Origin of the sequence: Aquimarina acroporae (assembly GCF_023195925.1) — a bacterium.
In the GTDB taxonomy this organism is placed as follows: domain Bacteria; phylum Bacteroidota; class Bacteroidia; order Flavobacteriales; family Flavobacteriaceae; genus Aquimarina; species Aquimarina acroporae.
The window spans coordinates 337,678-355,731 of sequence record NZ_JALPRE010000006.1; the positions used below are offsets into that span (position 1 = coordinate 337,678).

The 18,054-nt window shown below is 35.0% G+C and carries 15 protein-coding genes; 13 read left to right on the top strand and 2 right to left on the bottom strand.

Annotated features, from left to right (window positions below; genetic code table 11):
* From M0D21_RS09900 to M0D21_RS09935, 8 genes are all read left to right on the top strand, one after another.
* Positions 1–1,050 (top strand): RluA family pseudouridine synthase, encoded by a 1,050-nt coding sequence (locus tag M0D21_RS09900; RefSeq protein WP_248328943.1) that lies wholly within the window; start codon positions 1–3, stop codon positions 1,048–1,050.
* Between the two features lie 126 nt (positions 1,051–1,176).
* The gene (locus tag M0D21_RS09905) at positions 1,177–1,368 is read left to right on the top strand and encodes a cold-shock protein (RefSeq protein WP_248328945.1); all 192 of its coding nucleotides are present in this window, start codon (positions 1,177–1,179) and stop codon (positions 1,366–1,368) included.
* 119 nt (positions 1,369–1,487) lie between these two features.
* Complete coding sequence (gene nudK, locus M0D21_RS09910) at positions 1,488–2,075, top strand: GDP-mannose pyrophosphatase NudK (protein WP_248328947.1); 588 nt, start codon at positions 1,488–1,490, stop codon at positions 2,073–2,075.
* Between the two features lie 38 nt (positions 2,076–2,113).
* A complete protein-coding gene (locus tag M0D21_RS09915; RefSeq protein ID WP_248328950.1) occupies positions 2,114–2,791 on the top strand; it encodes a VOC family protein in 678 nt (225 codons plus the stop codon).
* Between the two features lie 112 nt (positions 2,792–2,903).
* Positions 2,904–3,665 (top strand): peroxide stress protein YaaA, encoded by a 762-nt coding sequence (gene yaaA / locus M0D21_RS09920; RefSeq protein WP_248328952.1) that lies wholly within the window; start codon positions 2,904–2,906, stop codon positions 3,663–3,665.
* Positions 3,666–3,752: 87 nt separating this feature from the next.
* A complete protein-coding gene (locus M0D21_RS09925; protein ID WP_248328954.1) occupies positions 3,753–4,256 on the top strand; it encodes a TRAP transporter small permease subunit in 504 nt (167 codons plus the stop codon).
* Complete coding sequence (locus tag M0D21_RS09930) at positions 4,256–5,602, top strand: TRAP transporter large permease (protein WP_248328956.1); 1,347 nt, start codon at positions 4,256–4,258, stop codon at positions 5,600–5,602. Before M0D21_RS09925 ends, M0D21_RS09930 begins: the two co-directional genes overlap by 1 nt.
* Positions 5,603–5,630: 28 nt before the next feature.
* On the top strand, positions 5,631–6,776 hold the full coding sequence (locus M0D21_RS09935; RefSeq protein ID WP_248328958.1) for a TRAP transporter substrate-binding protein: 1,146 nt from the start codon (positions 5,631–5,633) through the stop codon (positions 6,774–6,776).
* Positions 6,777–6,857: 81 nt separating this feature from the next.
* Here M0D21_RS09935 and M0D21_RS09940 read toward each other — a convergent pair whose 3' ends face one another.
* Both M0D21_RS09940 and M0D21_RS09945 read right to left on the bottom strand, forming a co-directional pair.
* Positions 6,858–7,712 (bottom strand): hypothetical protein, encoded by an 855-nt coding sequence (locus M0D21_RS09940; protein WP_248328960.1) that lies wholly within the window; start codon positions 7,710–7,712, stop codon positions 6,858–6,860.
* A gap of 489 nt (positions 7,713–8,201) precedes the next feature.
* Entirely contained in the window at positions 8,202–9,038 is an 837-nt protein-coding gene (locus tag M0D21_RS09945; protein ID WP_248328962.1) for a hypothetical protein, read from the bottom strand.
* A 269-nt stretch (positions 9,039–9,307) separates the two neighbouring features.
* Here M0D21_RS09945 and M0D21_RS09950 point away from each other — a divergent pair, with 269 nt between their 5' ends.
* From M0D21_RS09950 to M0D21_RS09970, 5 genes are all read left to right on the top strand, one after another.
* The gene (locus tag M0D21_RS09950; protein ID WP_248328964.1) at positions 9,308–12,760 is read left to right on the top strand and encodes a pyruvate carboxylase; all 3,453 of its coding nucleotides are present in this window, start codon (positions 9,308–9,310) and stop codon (positions 12,758–12,760) included.
* Positions 12,761–12,780: 20 nt separating this feature from the next.
* Positions 12,781–13,503 (top strand): CDC27 family protein, encoded by a 723-nt coding sequence (locus tag M0D21_RS09955; RefSeq protein ID WP_248328966.1) that lies wholly within the window; start codon positions 12,781–12,783, stop codon positions 13,501–13,503.
* Between the two features lie 107 nt (positions 13,504–13,610).
* On the top strand, positions 13,611–15,119 hold the full coding sequence (locus M0D21_RS09960; RefSeq protein WP_248328968.1) for an SGNH/GDSL hydrolase family protein: 1,509 nt from the start codon (positions 13,611–13,613) through the stop codon (positions 15,117–15,119).
* On the top strand, positions 15,109–16,392 hold the full coding sequence (locus tag M0D21_RS09965; RefSeq protein WP_248328970.1) for a GDSL-type esterase/lipase family protein: 1,284 nt from the start codon (positions 15,109–15,111) through the stop codon (positions 16,390–16,392). The genes M0D21_RS09960 and M0D21_RS09965 overlap by 11 nt, the downstream gene beginning before the upstream one ends.
* Complete coding sequence (locus tag M0D21_RS09970) at positions 16,385–18,043, top strand: MBOAT family O-acyltransferase (protein WP_248328972.1); 1,659 nt, start codon at positions 16,385–16,387, stop codon at positions 18,041–18,043. The genes M0D21_RS09965 and M0D21_RS09970 overlap by 8 nt, the downstream gene beginning before the upstream one ends.
* Positions 18,044–18,054: the final 11 nt, after the last annotated feature.

Genomic DNA, 18,054 nt, shown 5'->3' on the forward strand with positions numbered 1-18,054 from the left:
TTGAAGGAACATAAAGATATAGAAGATATTAATGATAATGATGATGAACTTCATGAGCATTATCGTTTTGTTGCTGGAGCAGGGCAGGTACCTCTTAGGGTAGATAAGTTTTTAATGAATTTTGTTGAAAACGCAACTCGAAACAAGATACAGCAAGCCGCAAAAGGGGGTAGTGTTTTTGTAAATGACATTGCAGTGAAATCAAATCACAAAGTCAAGCCCAACGATGTAGTGAGGGTATTATTTGCACACCCACCTTATGAAAATTTGCTTACCCCAGAAAACATTCCTTTAGATATTGTATATGAAGATGAAGCATTGCTAGTGGTAAATAAACCTGCTGGTATGGTTGTTCACCCTGGGCACGGAAATTATTCTGGGACCTTAATCAATGCATTGATTTACCACTTTGAAAATCTACCAAACAATAGCAGTGAGCGACCTGGCTTGGTACATCGAATTGATAAAGACACTAGTGGTCTATTGGTTATTGCGAAAACTGAAGAAGCAATGACGCATTTGGCCAAACAGTTTTTTGATAAAACTAGTGAACGCGAATATGTAGCTATAGTATGGGGTAATCTTGCAGATGATGAAGGTACTATAGAGGGGAATATCGGGCGACATCCTAAAAACAGATTACAAAATACGGTTTTTGAAGGAGATGAAGCCGATAAAGGGAAACCGGCAATAACTCATTATAAAGTAATCGAAAGGTTGGGATATGTTACTTTGGTTTCTTGTAGATTAGAAACTGGGCGTACTCATCAAATTCGTGTTCACATGAAATATATCGGTCATACATTGTTTAATGATGAACGATACGGAGGAGAAAAAATCTTAAAAGGAACTACATTTACCAAGTACAAACAGTTTGTAGATAATTGCTTCAAGATATTACCGCGACAAGCGTTACATGCGCGAACTCTTGGGTTCATACATCCAACAACTGGAAAGAAAATGCATTTTGAAACTCAGGTTCCTGAAGATATGGAACAGTGCATTGAGCGCTGGAGAAATTATGCAAAAAATCAACTTTCTTCAGAATAAACTCGCGGATTTCTTTACCGGAAAAATAAAAAGTTATATTAAAAAAAGGTAAACAAATGGTTTAATTTAGAATTAAATAGTGATTCCTAATTAAATAACGTTACCTTCGCGCTTTAATATTTTATAATGAATAAAGGAACAGTAAAATTTTTCAATGACTCCAAAGGATATGGATTCATTACAGAAGAAGGATCAAACAAAGATCACTTTGTACACATTTCTGGCTTAATCGACGAAGTTCGAGAAGGAGATGCAGTGGAGTTTGACCTTAAGGAAGGTAAAAAAGGATTAAACGCTGTAAATGTTAAAGTGATTTAATATATACAAATTAATTTTTTTAATTAGAGCCTGTCTACATAGACAGGCTTTTTTGTTGTATAAGATTACTTGATGAAATCTACTAGAGATAATTTATAACAATACCTAATTTTACAGTAATGAAGAATACTAAGATAAACATCAAAGAGACCGAAATTCTATCAGATAATTGGTACACACTAAAAAAAGTTACCTATGACTATCAAAAAGAAGATGGACAATGGGAAATACACCAAAGAGAAGCATATGATCGAGGTAATGGCGCAGCTATCTTATTGTACAATAAAGAGAGACAGAAAGTAATATTAACTAGGCAATTTAGATTACCAACCTATATTAATGGTAATGATACCGGACTCATGATCGAAGTGTGTGCAGGCTTATTAGATGATAATAATCCAGAGGATTGTATTCGTAAAGAGACCGAAGAAGAGACTGGGTATAAAGTCTCTAAAGTAGAGAAGGTTTTCGAATCTTATATGTCTCCGGGTTCTGTAACCGAGATTTTATATTTTTTTATAGCAGAATACTCATCAGAGATGAAGATAAGTAGTGGTGGGGGTTTGGCGCATGAGCAAGAAAATATTGAAGTTATAGAATTAGATTTTGAAAAAGCGTACAACATGATTTTTTCAGGAGAAATTAAAGACGGAAAAACAATAATGCTATTACAACATGCTAAAATTCATAATGTAATAGGAAAATAATACAGATCGCAGTAGTATTAAATTAGAATTTAAAGAAAATGAGTATGAGGATAGAAGAATTAAAGATATATACGCAAAAGTTAGAAGAGCAAACCGAGTTTTACAAAAATGTATTAGGTTTAAAATTACTTGGTAAATCACATGATCAAGTCACTTTTAAAATGGGGGAGTCAATATTAAAAATAACATATAGTGCCACAGCACAACCATATCACTTTGCAATTAATATTCCTTCAAATAAAGAACTTGAATCTCTAGAATGGTTAAAACAGAGGTTAGATATTTTGAAAGATGGAGATTCAGAAATTGTGGATTTTGTAAGTTGGAATGCAAAAGCAATATATTTTTATGATGCCGATCAAAATATAGTAGAACTTATAGCAAGAAAAAACTTAAATAATACATCTAATGTTGTATTCGATCAAGACTCATTTCTTGAAATTTCAGAGATTGGGATGCCAACAACAAATATAGAGGATAAATTTACGCAGCTTAATACAAAATGTGAATTAGAGATATTTGATGGAAGTTTTGAGAGATTTTGTGCGATTGGTGATGAAAACGGGCTTTTTATTTCAATCAATAAAGAGATAAAAAAATGGTTTCCAACCAATGAACTAGCCTATTCTTCAAATTTTGAAACGATAATTATGGTAAAAGAGAATAGGTATAAGGTTGATTTTAAAGACGATCGGTTATTTGTAGATAGTTATTAATGTTTTGGTTTAGAACAGCATAAATCTTTCTAATACCAAAATAGAGAAGAAATAGAACAGTATATTTTAATTCTCAACGTACAATTGTATTTTTGAAAAAAGTATTTAGCACATGAAAATTGTAGTTTCTCCTGCAAAATCGTTAGATTTTGAAACATCGTTACCCACGAAACAGCATACAGCACCTATTTTTTTGTCTGAGGCAGAAAAATTAAATGCTACATTGAAGAAAAAATCACCAAAGAAATTATCTGAGTTAATGAGCATTAGCGATAAGTTGGCTCAGTTAAATTGGGAACGCAATCAGGAGTTTCAACCTCCATTTACACCTGATAATGCAAGGCCTGCAGTATATGCTTTTAACGGGGACGTATATACAGGCTTAGATGCATATACTATACCTGAAGAAAAGCTCGATGCTCTTCAGGATCAGTTAAGAATACTTTCTGGACTTTATGGATTATTAAAACCTTTGGACCTTATACAACCGTATAGACTAGAAATGGGGACAAAGTTAAAGGTAGGATCTAAGAGTAACTTGTATGAATTCTGGAGAAAAACACTTACTCAGCAACTTAATGAGGAGTTAGGAGATGATGAGTTATTTGTAAATCTTGCTAGTAACGAATATTTTAAAGCTATTGATGCTAAAACGCTTAAGGTTCCAGTAATAACTCCTCAATTTAAAGATTGGAAAGGTGATAAGCTCAAAATGATTAGTTTTTTTGCTAAAAAAGCCAGAGGGATGATGGTACGTTACATTATTGACACAGGAGCGCAAACCATAGATGATCTTAAAGGTTTTAATTATGATGGGTACGGCTTTAGTGAAGAACATACTGCAAAACCTGGAGAGTTGGTTTTTGTAAGATAGTTATACAATCTTAGTCTTAGCATATCCTCTTGTTTATGCATCTAATTTTAGTATCTTCAACCCATATTACGATACACAAATCATTAGATGCAAAAGCTAATTAATTTCCTAGATACTGTAGGTGAAAAAATAGGAGTAGCTGTAAGTTGGGCAGCAGCTCTATTAGCCCTTGTGATCGGTTTTGATGTAATTATACGTTATGTCTTTAAATTTACCTATGTGTGGATGATCGAAATAGAAATTTATCTATTTGGCATCATGTTTCTTCTAGCTTCGGGTTATACTTTTAAATACGAAAAACATGTTCGGGTAGATGTTTTTTATGCAAAACTTTCTAAAAAGAAAAAAGCTTGGATTGATCTTTTGGGTGGAGCTTTGTTGTTAATACCTTGGTGTTATGTAGTTATTGTATCGTCTTGGTATTATGGATTGTCCTCATTTATGATGGGAGAAGGTTCTCCACAACCTGGAGGACTACCTGCATTGTATGTTCTTAAATTTTGCATTACTCTTGGGTTCGTGTTTTTAGGTATTCAAGCAGTGTCACAAATGCTAAAATCAATTCAAGTCATTTTTAACAGAGATAATTAATGGAATATTTAGCAATAGTACTCTTCGTTATTATCTTTATTCTAATTCTTAGAGGATATCCCGTAGCATTTACTTTAGGGGGTATTTCAGTGGCTTTTGCTTTTGGAGTTTCAATTTTTGCACCAGATGTTTTTCAGATGTCGACCTTCTATTTGCTACCATCAAGAATAATGGGAGTGGTAAATAATTATGTGTTGATGGCGGTTCCATTGTTCATTTTTATGGGGATTATGCTCGAAAAATCGGGACTAGCACAAAGCCTTTTAGAAACTATGGCTATGATGTTTGGTCGCGTGAGAGGTGGCCTTGCTATTTCGGTAGTTATTGTGGGAGCACTATTAGCAGCATCTACTGGTATTGTTGGTGCTACGGTAGTGACCATGGGTTTGATCAGTTTACCTACCATGCTAAAAAGAGGGTACAAAACAGAGCTGGCTACCGGTGTAATTGCTTCTTCGGGAACTTTGGGGCAAATTATCCCTCCTTCTATAGTCCTGGTACTATTGGCAGATACTATTAATAGTTCTTCTAGAGGTACTGCTTCTGTAGATGTAGGAACTTTGTTTTCAGCAGCGTTATTGCCAGGCTTAATACTGGTGGGATTGTATATTGTTTATATTTTAATTAGATCTTTTATCTATAAAAACGATGCGCCCAGTATTCCGGCAGAAGAGATTAAAGAATTCAAAGGATCGAATTTTGGAGCAAAAATTTTAAAAGTACTATTGTTACCAGTACTTTTAATCGTATTGGTATTAGGATCGATATTTACTGGAATAGCTTCTCCAACCGAAGCGTCAGCCATAGGAGCTATAGGGGCTACGTTGTTAACAGTGATTCAAAAGAAATTCTCATTAAAAATTCTAAAAGAAGTTGCGCAAGAAACTACAAAACTTACCTCAATGGTATTTTTTATTCTTTTGGGAGCAACAACATTTACGTTGGTGTTTAGATCTCTGGGTGGAGACTCTTATTTACAGGAATTAATTATGTCTTCTAACCTTTCACCTCTTATGTTTCTATTACTGGTCATGGTAGTGGTTTTTATTGCAGGGTTTTTTATAGATTTTATAGAAATTGTATTCATAATTGTCCCGGTGGTAACTCCAGTTTTTAATGCGTTTGATATGAATATGCTCTGGGTCGGTATTTTGATAGCGCTCAACTTGCAAACTTCATTTCTAACACCTCCTTTTGGGTTTGCACTATTTTACCTGAAAGGCGTTGCTCCAGATACCGTGAGTACCAGTCAGATTTATAGAGGAATAATACCTTTTATTATCATTCAGTTGGTAATCGTAGGTTTGGTGGTCTTTTTTCCTGAACTTATTTTTATATCAAAATAAATCCCACAATGGGTAAAAATCATAACGAATGAACTTTTCAATTTTTTATAGTGGTCGAAGAAATCAGTGCATTGGCTTAGTACTTTTAGTTTTGGTATGCACTACGTTTTCTTCTTGCTTAGGAGACCCTCCGGCAAGTATGCAAACAAACTCGTATGATGTGGCCAAACCTGATAAAGTATTTTATTGGAAAATGACAACCACCTGGCCTCCAAATTTTCCAGTTTTGGGAGAAGTGGCGGAAAAGTATGCAGAATGGGTAGATGAATTGTCAAACGGACAAATAAAAATCAAGGTATACGGTGGAGGCGAGTTGGTTCCTCCATTAGAAGCTTTTGATGCCGTGTCACAAGGTACCATAGAAATGGGATGTGGTGCAGCATACTATTGGGCCGGTAAAACTCCAGCGGCTCAGTTCTTTGCAGCTGTACCTTTTGGGATGAATAGTCAACAGATTACATCCTGGTTAGAAACAGGTGGAGGCTATGAATTATGGAAAAAGACCTATGCAAAATTTAATCTTGTTCCTTTTATGGGAGGGAATACCGGTGTACAAATGGGAGGATGGTTTAATAGGGAAATTAATTCGGTCGAAGATTTTAAAGGATTAAAAATGAGATTACCGGGTATAGGAGGAAAAGTATTAGAAAAAGCAGGAGGAGCAGCGGTACTGGTAGCAGGAAGTGAGATTTATACAAGTTTAGAAAGGGGAGTAATTGATGCTACAGAATGGATTGGTCCTTACCATGATTATAAAATGGGGTTTCATAAAATTGCAAAATACTACTACACTCCTGGATGGCATGAAACAGGTTCTCAACTAGAATTTTTTATAAATAAAAATCTATTCGATGGTTTACCTCCTCATTTACAAGCGGTGCTAGAAGCTGCTTCTAAACGCTCTCAAGTTTGGGTATTATCAGAATTCGACAAGCAAAATGGTATCTATTTGGATAAGTTGGTCAATGAAGAAGGAGTAGAAGTAAGAGAGTTCTCTAAAGAAACACTTGATGCGCTAAGAGCATATACCAAAGAAGCGCTAAGTGAAATGGTAGGTGATGATCCTCTAACAAAAGAAGTTTATAATAGCTATTCTAGTTTTCAGGAAAGAATATCCAAATGGTCTGTGGTAACCGAAAAAGCCTATTATAATAAGATTCAACAGGAAAATTAGTTGCTTTTAAGGATTTTTATTTGATAAATATGCCTTTTTGATGAAATATCGAAAAGGCATATCTGTAAGATTACTTTTTACTTAAAACACTAGATCTTCGTCAGTTTCAAGATCAACTGCAGTGGTGTTTCCTTCATTATCAGTTACACTTACCATACTATCACATTCTCCATCTCCAAAATTCAACGTTTTCACAGCGGTATTTTCTTTGTTTATAATTACCCCGCTTACAGGATATTCACAAGTGTCTTCAAAACGTAGTGGAGTTTCGGTGGTAAATGAGAATACATCTCCGTTACTAAAGATTGCAGTTCCATTGCTGGTGATTAATGTATAAAATTCAAAAGTATCATTGTTCATGAAAAGCTCATTTTTACTATCTTCTTCAATAGTAGCTGTAAGACCATCTGCCCAGCTAAAATCAATTTTAGAAGTCGAAGTTATAGTTTCTGAACCTTGAGCTGTAAGAGAAATTACAAGTTTGGTAGTACCATTTACATTCATATCGTTAAAAATAAGATTTTCCATGGTCTGATCTGAAGTAATTGAAATGTTTTCACCATCGAGATTTAATGAAAAAGACATCAAGATCTTACCAGACATAATATCTCCTCCTTCGACCTCACATCCATTGCCAAAATCTATAGTAACCGTTCCTCCTGTTTGGTCATTATTTAATTCTTGACTTATGGTGTAACAGTCGTTCATTTTTTGATTTAGATTTTCTGAAAATCTCATTCGTACCCCAGTGTTAATTGCTCCCGAGGTCAAATCATTTATTTGATCGGTAGCTGCTTCGAGATCCCTATATTGATCTGAAGTGGTAACCTCTGAAGTTGAATTTCCGCCTTCATCATTATTGTCGTCACTACTGCAACTAAATAAAAAGGCAGCAGCTAGAATTAGGCTGGTAAACGAAATGATTTTGTTTGTCATAATTGAAAGGTTTAATAGATTGTTGTTTTTATTTATCGGGGGGCAAAAGTAAAATGCTCAAGCAGTTGAAGAAGTTAAAACCGGGTTAATTATTTTGTTAATTAGGCTTTTGTTAACAGGGGATTTTCCCCCTGCAGTTTGTGGCCTGAAGTTATAGGAAATTTGTGTGTATTTTTTGTAGGCCTTGTATAATAGACATTGCCAGAGCTTCTAAATAATTTTCATACTAAATTTATTGGTATGACAAAAAAGAATTTTGAAGTTTATTCTGAAGTAATTTTTAGTAAATATTGTCGTATTAATTTGGGGGTGAAATGATGTTGTAAAAAAGATAAATTAGAGGTGAAATTTGTTTCTCTTTAATAGTTCGAAAAACATTATTTTGAAGAGTGTTTAAAAAGCAAGGCTTAAGAGTTTACGAAATAAAAAAAACCGTTTTAGTAGATCACTAAAACGGTTTTTAATTCTCATTATGTTATATTACGGTAATTAAAGTTCTATGGTTGTTTCATTACCATCACTATCGGTTTGTGTAGCAATGTTGTCGCATTCGCCATCTCCATAATCAAGAGTTACTGTATCACTATTTTGAGATGTAATGATTACTCCGCTCACAATATAAATACATCCTCTTTCATTTCTAAGTGGTGTAGTAATTTCTACACTATATATATCTCCATTACTAAATGTGGTATTGCTGCTGCCTGAGGTTAAGGAGTAATAATCAAAATCACCGGGATTATCTGCATTTGTCTCTAGAAAGGTTTCTTTTGTGAAATTAGTTTCGCTAGTGGCAGAAAGTCCATCTCCCCATGTAAAAACAAAGTTAGATGTAGTGGTGAATTTTCTGTTTCCAGCGTCTCTATCAATAGATACCGTGGTAGTAGCACTTCCGTTTACAGAAATTTCTTTGTAGGTAAAGTTTTCTACGGTGTACGTAATTTCAACTTGGTTCTCGGTGTCCATCAGAATACTAAAACTCATAGTAATGGTTCCTGTGATTATTTCTCCGTTTGCTACTTCACAACCATCTCCAAAATCAATGGTAATTGTTCTGGTATTCTCTATTACTTCAGAAGTAGTAGTAATGCAGTCTGAATTTTTAGATAATAGTTGTCTGTTTACGGGGAATCCTGACTCAAGATTAAATGTATTTTCTACAGTAGATTGTATTCTGTTATTAGCAGTTTCAATATCATCATATTGTTTTTCGGTAGTTACCTGAGCGGTTGGGATCATTTGGTCGTTATCATCATCTTGACAACTTAAAAAGAAAGTAGTCGATAAGAATAAAAAGCTTAGAAAGGCAATAGCATTTTTTTTCATGCTTAAAAATCTTTTGAGTTAATATTTGAAATTGATTTGGTTGATTCTTCATTTACAACGACTTAAAAGAGATAAATCTTATCATTTGCTTTGTTAATTTATGTTAATGTTATGTTATAGATTTAATTTCTCTATTTATGGAAATGCTCGATTTAAAAGCTTAATTTTATGTTATATATTTTTTGGATATTCTATTGCAAGGAATTTTTCTAATCAATATCTTCGCAGCGAATGTTCGCTAAAAGTGTTCTAAACTCAAAAATATCACTATGCAAATTAAAAAGGTTTTAGTAGCCAATCGTGGAGAAATAGCAATCAGAATTTTTCGTGCCTGTACAGAAATAGGTCTGCAAACGGTAGGAGTTTATACCTATGAAGATCGTTATTCTTTACATCGATATAAAGCAGATGAGGCGTATCAGATTGGTGAAAACCACGAGCCATTAAAACCTTATTTAAATATTGACGCCATTATAAAGGTTGCAAAGAAGAATAATGTAGACGCAATTCACCCGGGATATGGTTTCCTTTCTGAAAATGCAAAATTTGCAGAGCAATGTGAGAAAAACGATATTATTTTTATAGGACCCAAAGTATCTGTTCTTAAAGCTCTTGGGGATAAGATTACCGCTAAAAAAGTAGCGATAGAGAATGATATTCCTATTATTCAGAGTAATAAAGAAGATCTTAGTGATATTAAAGTAGCAGTTAAAGAAGCAAAGAGAATTGGCTTTCCTGTGATGCTTAAAGCAGCTTCTGGAGGAGGAGGAAGAGGAATGCGCGTAATTCGTAATGTTGAGGAATTAGAAAAAGCATTTCCAGAATCTCAAAGAGAGGCGCTTAATGCTTTTGGTGATGATACAGTGTTTCTAGAAAAATTTGTTGAAAACCCGAAACATATTGAAATTCAAATTGTAGCCGACCACCATGGGAATATGGTTCATTTATTTGAACGTGATTGTTCGGTACAGCGAAGATATCAGAAAGTAATAGAATATGCGCCTTCTTTTGGGGTGGCAGATCAAATAAAACAAGATTTATATAATTATGCGCTTACGATCTGTAAAGCGGTAGATTACAACAATATAGGTACTGTTGAGTTTTTGGTAGATGATGATGGCAGTATATATTTTATTGAAGTAAATCCAAGAGTGCAGGTTGAGCATACAGTGACCGAAATAGTAACTGGTATAGATCTTATTAAAGCACAAATTTTTATAGCTGGAGGGTATAAGCTTTCAGATAAACAAATAAAAATCGAGAGTCAGGAGAGTTTGAAAACTACAGGTTTTGCTCTTCAATGTCGAGTAACGACAGAGGATCCCGAAAATGATTTCAAACCCGATTATGGAACCATTACTGCCTATAGAAGTGCTTCAGGTTTTGGTATCCGATTAGATGCAGGAAGTGTATATCAGGGAGTAACGATATCGCCATTCTTTGATTCGATGTTGGTAAAAGTATCTGCAAATAGTAGAACCCTGGATGGAGCCTGTAGAAAAATGCGTCGAGCACTTTCAGAATTTAGAATTCGAGGAGTAAAAACCAATATGCCTTTCTTGGATAATATTTTGAATCACGAGACTTTTAGAAAAGGAGAGGCTACGGTGAACTTTATTCAAAATACCAAGTCATTATTTAAGGTAAGAGAATCTCGAAATAGAGCCACCAAACTAGTAAACTTTTTGGGAGACGTTATTGTGAACGGAAACCCTGATGTGAAGAAAATGGATCCTACAAAGAGTTTTGTAGAACCTGTTATACCAAAGTTTGAAGAAAATACAGCATATCCCGAAGGAACTAAGAACTTGTTAACCAAACTTGGCCCAGAAAAGTTTGCAGAGTGGTTAAAAAATGAGAAGAAAGTACATTTTACCGATACCACCATGCGAGATGCTCACCAGAGTTTGTTAGCGACTCGTATGAGAACTTATGACATGTTAAAAGTAGCTGAAGGTTTTGCAAAAAACCATCCCGAAATATTTAGTATGGAAGTTTGGGGTGGAGCCACGTTTGATGTGTGTTTGCGTTTTTTGAGAGAAAATCCATGGGAACGATTACGATCATTGAGAGAAGCCATGCCTAATCTTTTATTACAGATGTTAATTCGAGGATCCAATGGTGTGGGTTACACGGCATATCCCGATAATTTGGTAGGTAAATTTGTAGAACAGTCTTGGGAAAATGGGGTAGATGTTTTTAGAATTTTCGACTCATTAAACTGGATGGAATCCATTGCTCCTTGTATTGAGCATGTGCGTACAAGAACCCAAGGACTAGCAGAAGGTTCGTTATGTTACACAGGAGATATTCTTGATCCTAAACGTACAAAATATACATTAGACTATTATATTCAACTAGCAAAGGATATAGAAAATGCTGGAGCACATATCTTAGGAATCAAGGATATGGCAGGGTTATTGAAACCATATGCTGCGTATGAATTGGTTTCGGCTTTAAAATCTGAGATTAATATTCCTATTCATTTACATACACATGATACATCATCGGTGCAATCTGCAACCTATCTTAAAGCAATTGAAGCTGGAGTAGATGTAGTCGATGTAGCATTAGGAGGTCTTTCGGGGCTTACGGCACAACCTAATTTCAATGCAGTAGTAGAAATGCTAAAATTTCATGAGCGTGAAAATGCGGTAAATATTCCTAAACTAAACGAATATTCTAATTATTGGGAGGCGGTACGCGAGTACTATTATGTTTTTGAGTCTGGATTAAAAGCAGGAACAGGAGAAGTGTACAAACATGAAATTCCGGGAGGACAATATTCAAACCTTAAACCTCAAGCACAGGCACTGGGGTTATCTGATCGTTTTCATGAAATTACTAGAATGTATGGTGAGGTTAATGAACTGTTTGGTGATATTGTAAAGGTAACACCTAGTTCTAAGGTAGTAGGAGATATGGCGCAATATCTAGTAAGTAATAATCTCACTATTGAAGATGTAAAAGAGCGTGGAGAAAGTATTTCTTTCCCGCAATCGGTAATGAGCTTTTTCAAAGGAGAATTAGGGCAACCAGTTGGTGGTTTTCCAAAAGATGTTCAAAAATCGGTATTAAAAGACCAGGAACCATTTACCAATAGACCCAACGCTCATTTGGAGGCAGTAGATTTTGAATCTGAATTTAAAGAGTTTGAGAAGGTGTATAAAAAAGGAATGGGAAGGACTTTAGATATTACAGATTTTCTTTCATATAAGCTATACCCTAAAGTATTTACTGGAGCATATAATCACCACTTAAAATATGGTAATGTCATGAACATTCCTACTAAGAACTTCTTCTATGGAATGACTCCTGAAGAGGAGATTATCGTAAAACTCGACCAGGGAAAAACCCTGTTGGTTCAATTAGTTTCGGTAGGAGAACCTAATGACGAAGGAAAGGTAACCGTATTCTTTAAAATTAATGGTCAGACCAGAAATGTTGAGATACAAGATAGCTCTATTAAAGTAGATAAAGTAGTACATGCAAAAGCAGATAAAGGAGATGCCAAACAAATAGGGGCGCCATTGCAGGGGTCATTATCTACGGTATTGGTAAAAACAGGTCAGGCTGTGAAAAAGAATGAACCGTTATTCATTATAGAAGCTATGAAAATGGAAACTACCATTACTGCCAGCGAAGATGCTGTAGTTAAAAAAGTAGTATTGAAATCGGGTACTATGGTAGAAGCCGACGATTTAGTCGTTACGCTTAAATAAGTTTTTCTATTTTTGCGACTATGCCATACTTTTTAATCATAGCACTGCAAGCCTTTTGTGTATATCACGCCTTTAAAAATAGAAATGACTACTATTGGTTTTTTGTTATCATCTTTTTACCTGTAATTGGGAGTATAATTTATTTGCTCACCCAAGTATTTAATAAAAGGGATTTAAATGTGGTTCAGGATGAAATTGTTCATATGATTAATCCCTCTAAAAAAGTAAAAGATCTGCAAAAGCAATTAGATTTTGCAGATACTTTTCAGAATAGGATAAACTTGGCAGATGCACTCTTAGAATCTGGAGATTACACTCAGGCAATAACAGAGTATGAAATTGCTTTACAAGGTAATTATGAAAAAGACACAGGAGTTGTAAAACGCTTGATCGAGGGGTATTCAAAAATCAATGATTACGATAAGGTAGTATTTTGTGCCGAAAAAATTTCTGATAAATCAGATTTTAATGGTTCCCGTAGTCAGTTTCTATATGCGTTGGCTTTAGAAGAATTAGGGCAATCAGAAAAAGCGGAAGAACACTTACGAAAAATTGATCAACGTTATTCAAACTATGGAGAACGATACCAATTGGCGCAATTCCTTGTAGATAAAGGAAAAGTAGAAGATGCCAAAGAGATTTTGTCTGAAATTATAACCGAATCTCAGCATATGTCTAAACCCAATAGGAGTAAATATAGAAGTGTAGTTAATGATGTCAAAAAGTTAGCTTCGCAACTGTAAAAGCTTTAAAATCATAGGCTAGGTAGCGTCAACAAGCGGTGAATTACTTTGTAGTTTCCAAAATCTTTCTATTTTTACTGAAAAAGAGAAAAATACCCCGGGAAACATTGAAAATTAAGCCTATCCAAATATCATTATTTATATTTCTGGTGCTGGGAGCATTATTTGGCCTTATGTTTCTAAGTCAGAAAGGAGGCGTGCAAAAAGAGCAAACACAAGATGATGGGTTTTCTTATGAAGGTGTTTCATTAAAGTATCCTACCTATACAACCTTTTTGGGGTTAGAGAAAGATACCACGCTTACCAGAAAAGATATTCTTGAAGTAACCGAAATTGTGACTCCTCTGGATATTGAGGAGGCTACAGAAACTACCAAAGATATTGCTGCGGTAACTCAGATTAAACAATTGCCAGATTTTTCGAAAATTGATACCACCCGTTTGGTCCGTATACGATACCCCGATAGTAATCCAGACTTTGCTAAGGAATTGCGCAGGAAGTTATCTTCAAAATCATGTCGAATACTACATTATGGAGACTCTCAAATAGAAGGGGATCGTATAACTGCTTATCTTAGAAACAGGCTACAACATATGTATGGTGGTAGTGGTCCCGGTTTTATTCCTTTATTGCCAGTATATCGGCAAATAAGTGCAATTGTAGAACCAAGTGAGCATTGGGAAAGATATGCTTATTTTGACCCTACAAAAAAGAAGTTTTCTCACCGTAAGTATGGAGCTTACTTATCGGTTTCACGATTTTCTCCATATCAAAAAACACTCCCAGATAGTACTACGATCGACTCCTTACCTATTATTAAAGCTGCGGTTACTATAGGTAAATCCACAAAAACCTATGCAAAGTTTAGAAGATTTACCAATATTGGTTTGCATTACGGGAATTGTAATTTACCTATCAAAATATCGGTATATAATGATGGTGAACTTATTCAACGAGATAGTTTAATAGCAGACGGAAAATATCACCAATATAAAATAAGAACCTTAACCACTCCAACCAATCTTAAAATTGAGGTTGAAGGTAAGGTAAGTGCAGATTTCTACGGGCTCACTTTAGATGGAGGTTCAAGAGTACAAATAGATAACATAGCGATGCGTGGGGCTTCAGGGACTATTTTTGCAAGTTCAAATTCGGGTACTTATGGTCGAATGGTACGTCAATTAAATCCCAAAATTGTAATCATGCAATATGGAGGAAATACGATGCCGTATCTTAAGGATTCTATTGATGTTGAAAAGTACACGAAGCGTGTTGTCAATCAGGTGAAATGGATACGCCGTCGCGCAAAAAATACTAGTTTCATTTTTATTGGTCCAACCGATATGTGTCAGCCTGTAAACGGTAAAATGGAAACCTACCCGTTATTACCATATCTCAATGAGAAACTAATGACCACATGTCTAGAGAATGATGTTGCTTATTGGAGCATGTATGATGCTATGGGGGGCAAAGGATCTATGCCACTTTGGGTAGATGAAAAGTTGACCGCCAAAGATTATATGCATTTTACCTGGAAAGGAACCAAAATAATATCTGAACTATTTTTTACAGCCCTATACCTTGATCTCAAAGAACCTATCGATAATGAAGTATAACAAAATAAGTATTGTGGTTTTGCTGTGCATTGTAACTATGCCTTTGGTAGCACAGACCTATGTTTTAGACTCTATTCAACACAAGTATCAATTCATCAACTGGAAAGCCAATACCATCAAAATGGCAGAAACCTCTCCTGCGTTTAAGAAGCTGTTTCGTAAATTTGATACTGTTGCCAAAGGAGGAGAAGACGATATTCATATTTTTCATATAGGGGGATCTCATATACAAGCAGATATTTACTCCAATAGACTTCGATCATATCTTCAAACGATGAGCCCAACGGCAAAAGGACAACGTGGTTTTATTTATCCTTATAAACTGGCCAAAACCAATAACCCAGGGAACTATAGGGTAGAGTATGATGGGGAATGGACAGGATACCGATGCTCTGTGGTAAAAGATAGCGTTACCTGGGGTCTTTCCGGAGTAACCGCGGTATTCAAAGATTCTATTGCCAATGTGAAAATAATGGCCAATGGTAATAATTATCATAAAAATATGTATGATTTTAATAAGATAAGAATCTTTTATGATAACTGGACATCAGACTATCAAATATCGTTTAAACAGGATTCTTTGGTATCTGAAACCAAAGAAAATAAGCAAGCTCATTTTATAGAGTATACCCTGAAAAATAAGGTAGATAAGATTGAATTTTGTGTTCAAAAGATCGATAGTTCTGCCAATGCTGAGTTTTTGATGATGGGAGTAGAGCTTATGAATGAAAATAGGGGAGTACAATACACCTCGATTGGAGTAAATGGCGGTAGTTTTTCATACTATAATAGATGCGAGTATTTTGACGATCAACTACTGCTTTATAAACCCGATTTATTCATAGTATCTGTAGGTACCAATGATGCTTATCATCCAGATTTTAATCCCGATGAATACAAAACATATTACACAGATTTAATCAAATTGATACAAAAAGCCAATCCCAATTGTGCCGTTTTACTTACGGTACCTAATGATTCGTATTATAAAAGGAAATTCCCAAACCCAAGAACCAGGATTGCAAGAAAAGTAATATATGAAGTGGCTAAAGAGCAAAATATGGCTGTGTGGGATTTTTATGAAATTATGGGAGGGTTTAATTCTTCTAGAGATTGGTATACCAACAAATTAATGCCTAAGGATCGTATTCATTTTACTGTAGCAGGATATCGAATAAAAGCTGATTTACTATTGCAAGCATTAGCACACTCCTGGGAAAAAGAATTACAACTGGAACCAAATTCTGTATTGAATCAGATTATTAATGAATAGACTCATTGACATATTTGCTTTTTCTGAAGATTCGCCTCTTATTTTTACACAGGCCGATTTCTGGATTTTCTTTGCAGTGATCTATTTTATATATGCCATAGTATATAGCAAGAAAAGTCTAAGAAGTGCTTATCTTTTTGCGATAAGTATTCTTTTCTACTATAAAACCAGTGGGTTGTTTATTGGTATATTATTGTTTAGCACCATAAATGACTTTTTTCTGGGGAAAGCGATTTATAAAAGTAAATCAGTAATTGTACAAAAGTTTTTGGTTGCTATAAGTGTGATTATTAATCTGGGCACGCTTTGTTATTTTAAATATGCCTATTTCTTTACAGACTCCTACAACTACCTTTTTCAAACCGATTATGAAGTAATTAACTATTTGGCGCAATGGGCCAATAGCTGGAGTGAAATCGATTACTTTACGGTAGACAAGATTATTTTACCTGTGGGAATATCGTTCTATACCTTTCAGACGATAAGTTATAGTGTCGATATTTATCGCAAACAGATCAAACCCCTTAATTCGATTATCGACTTTGGGTTTTTTGTGAGTTTCTTTCCTCAACTGGTAGCTGGACCTATTGTGAGAGCAGCAGATTTTGTTCCGCAGATCAGAAAAGAAATCAATATTACAAAGGAAGAGTTTGGGAAAGCTACTTTTATGATTCTAAAGGGGCTAATCAAGAAAATGTTGTTTGCAGATTATATCGCAGCCAATTTTATGGATCGAGTTTTTGATGTACCCGAAATGTTCTCTGGTTTTACCAATATTATGGCAATGTTTGGATATTCACTACAAATCTATGGTGACTTTTCTGGATATACCGATATCGCTATTGGGTTGGCAATGCTTATGGGCTATAAGTTACCAGTGAATTTTAATTCGCCTTACAAGGCTATTCATTGTGGAGATTTTTGGAAACGTTGGCATATCTCACTATCGAGTTGGCTCAAAGATTATCTATATATCCCAATTGGAGGAAATCGTAGCGGGAGTATTTTTTCCTATGCCTTTATACTGGTGTTTACTTTTTTAGGGTTTTTTGCGGTATCAGACTATGGTATAGCGCTTTTGGCATGCTCAGGAATTGGAGCGTTACTTATTATTACTTTGTTTTCAAAGCGACTGGCCTGGCATTTTAATAGAAATGTAAATATTATGATTACCATGCTGGTAGGAGGGCTATGGCATGGGGCATCCTGGAAATTTGTGATCTGGGGAGGACTCAATGGTGTTGGTATTGTGGCCTACAAATACTGGCGAAAAATAAGCCCTTATGAGAATTCTAAGGCATGGTATGCTTTATTGTGGCGTATTGCCTTAACTTTTGTGTTTATCACTTTTACACGTATTTATTTTAGGGGAAATAGTATGGATCATATTGAGCGCTTCTATCAACAGGTAGCTACCAATATGGATTGGCAAAATGCATTGGCCGTATTATGGGAATATAGGATAGTATTTATAGTGATGCTTATTGGGTATATTACGCATTGGCTACCCTACAGCACCAAGGATAAGATCGAAGATTTGTTTGTAAGAAGCAATTTTGTAATCAAAGCAGCCATTGCAACTGTTGTGGCGATTATTTGTTACCAAACCTATGCTGCCGATTTTCAACCGTTTATTTACTTTCAGTTCTAGATGATTAATAC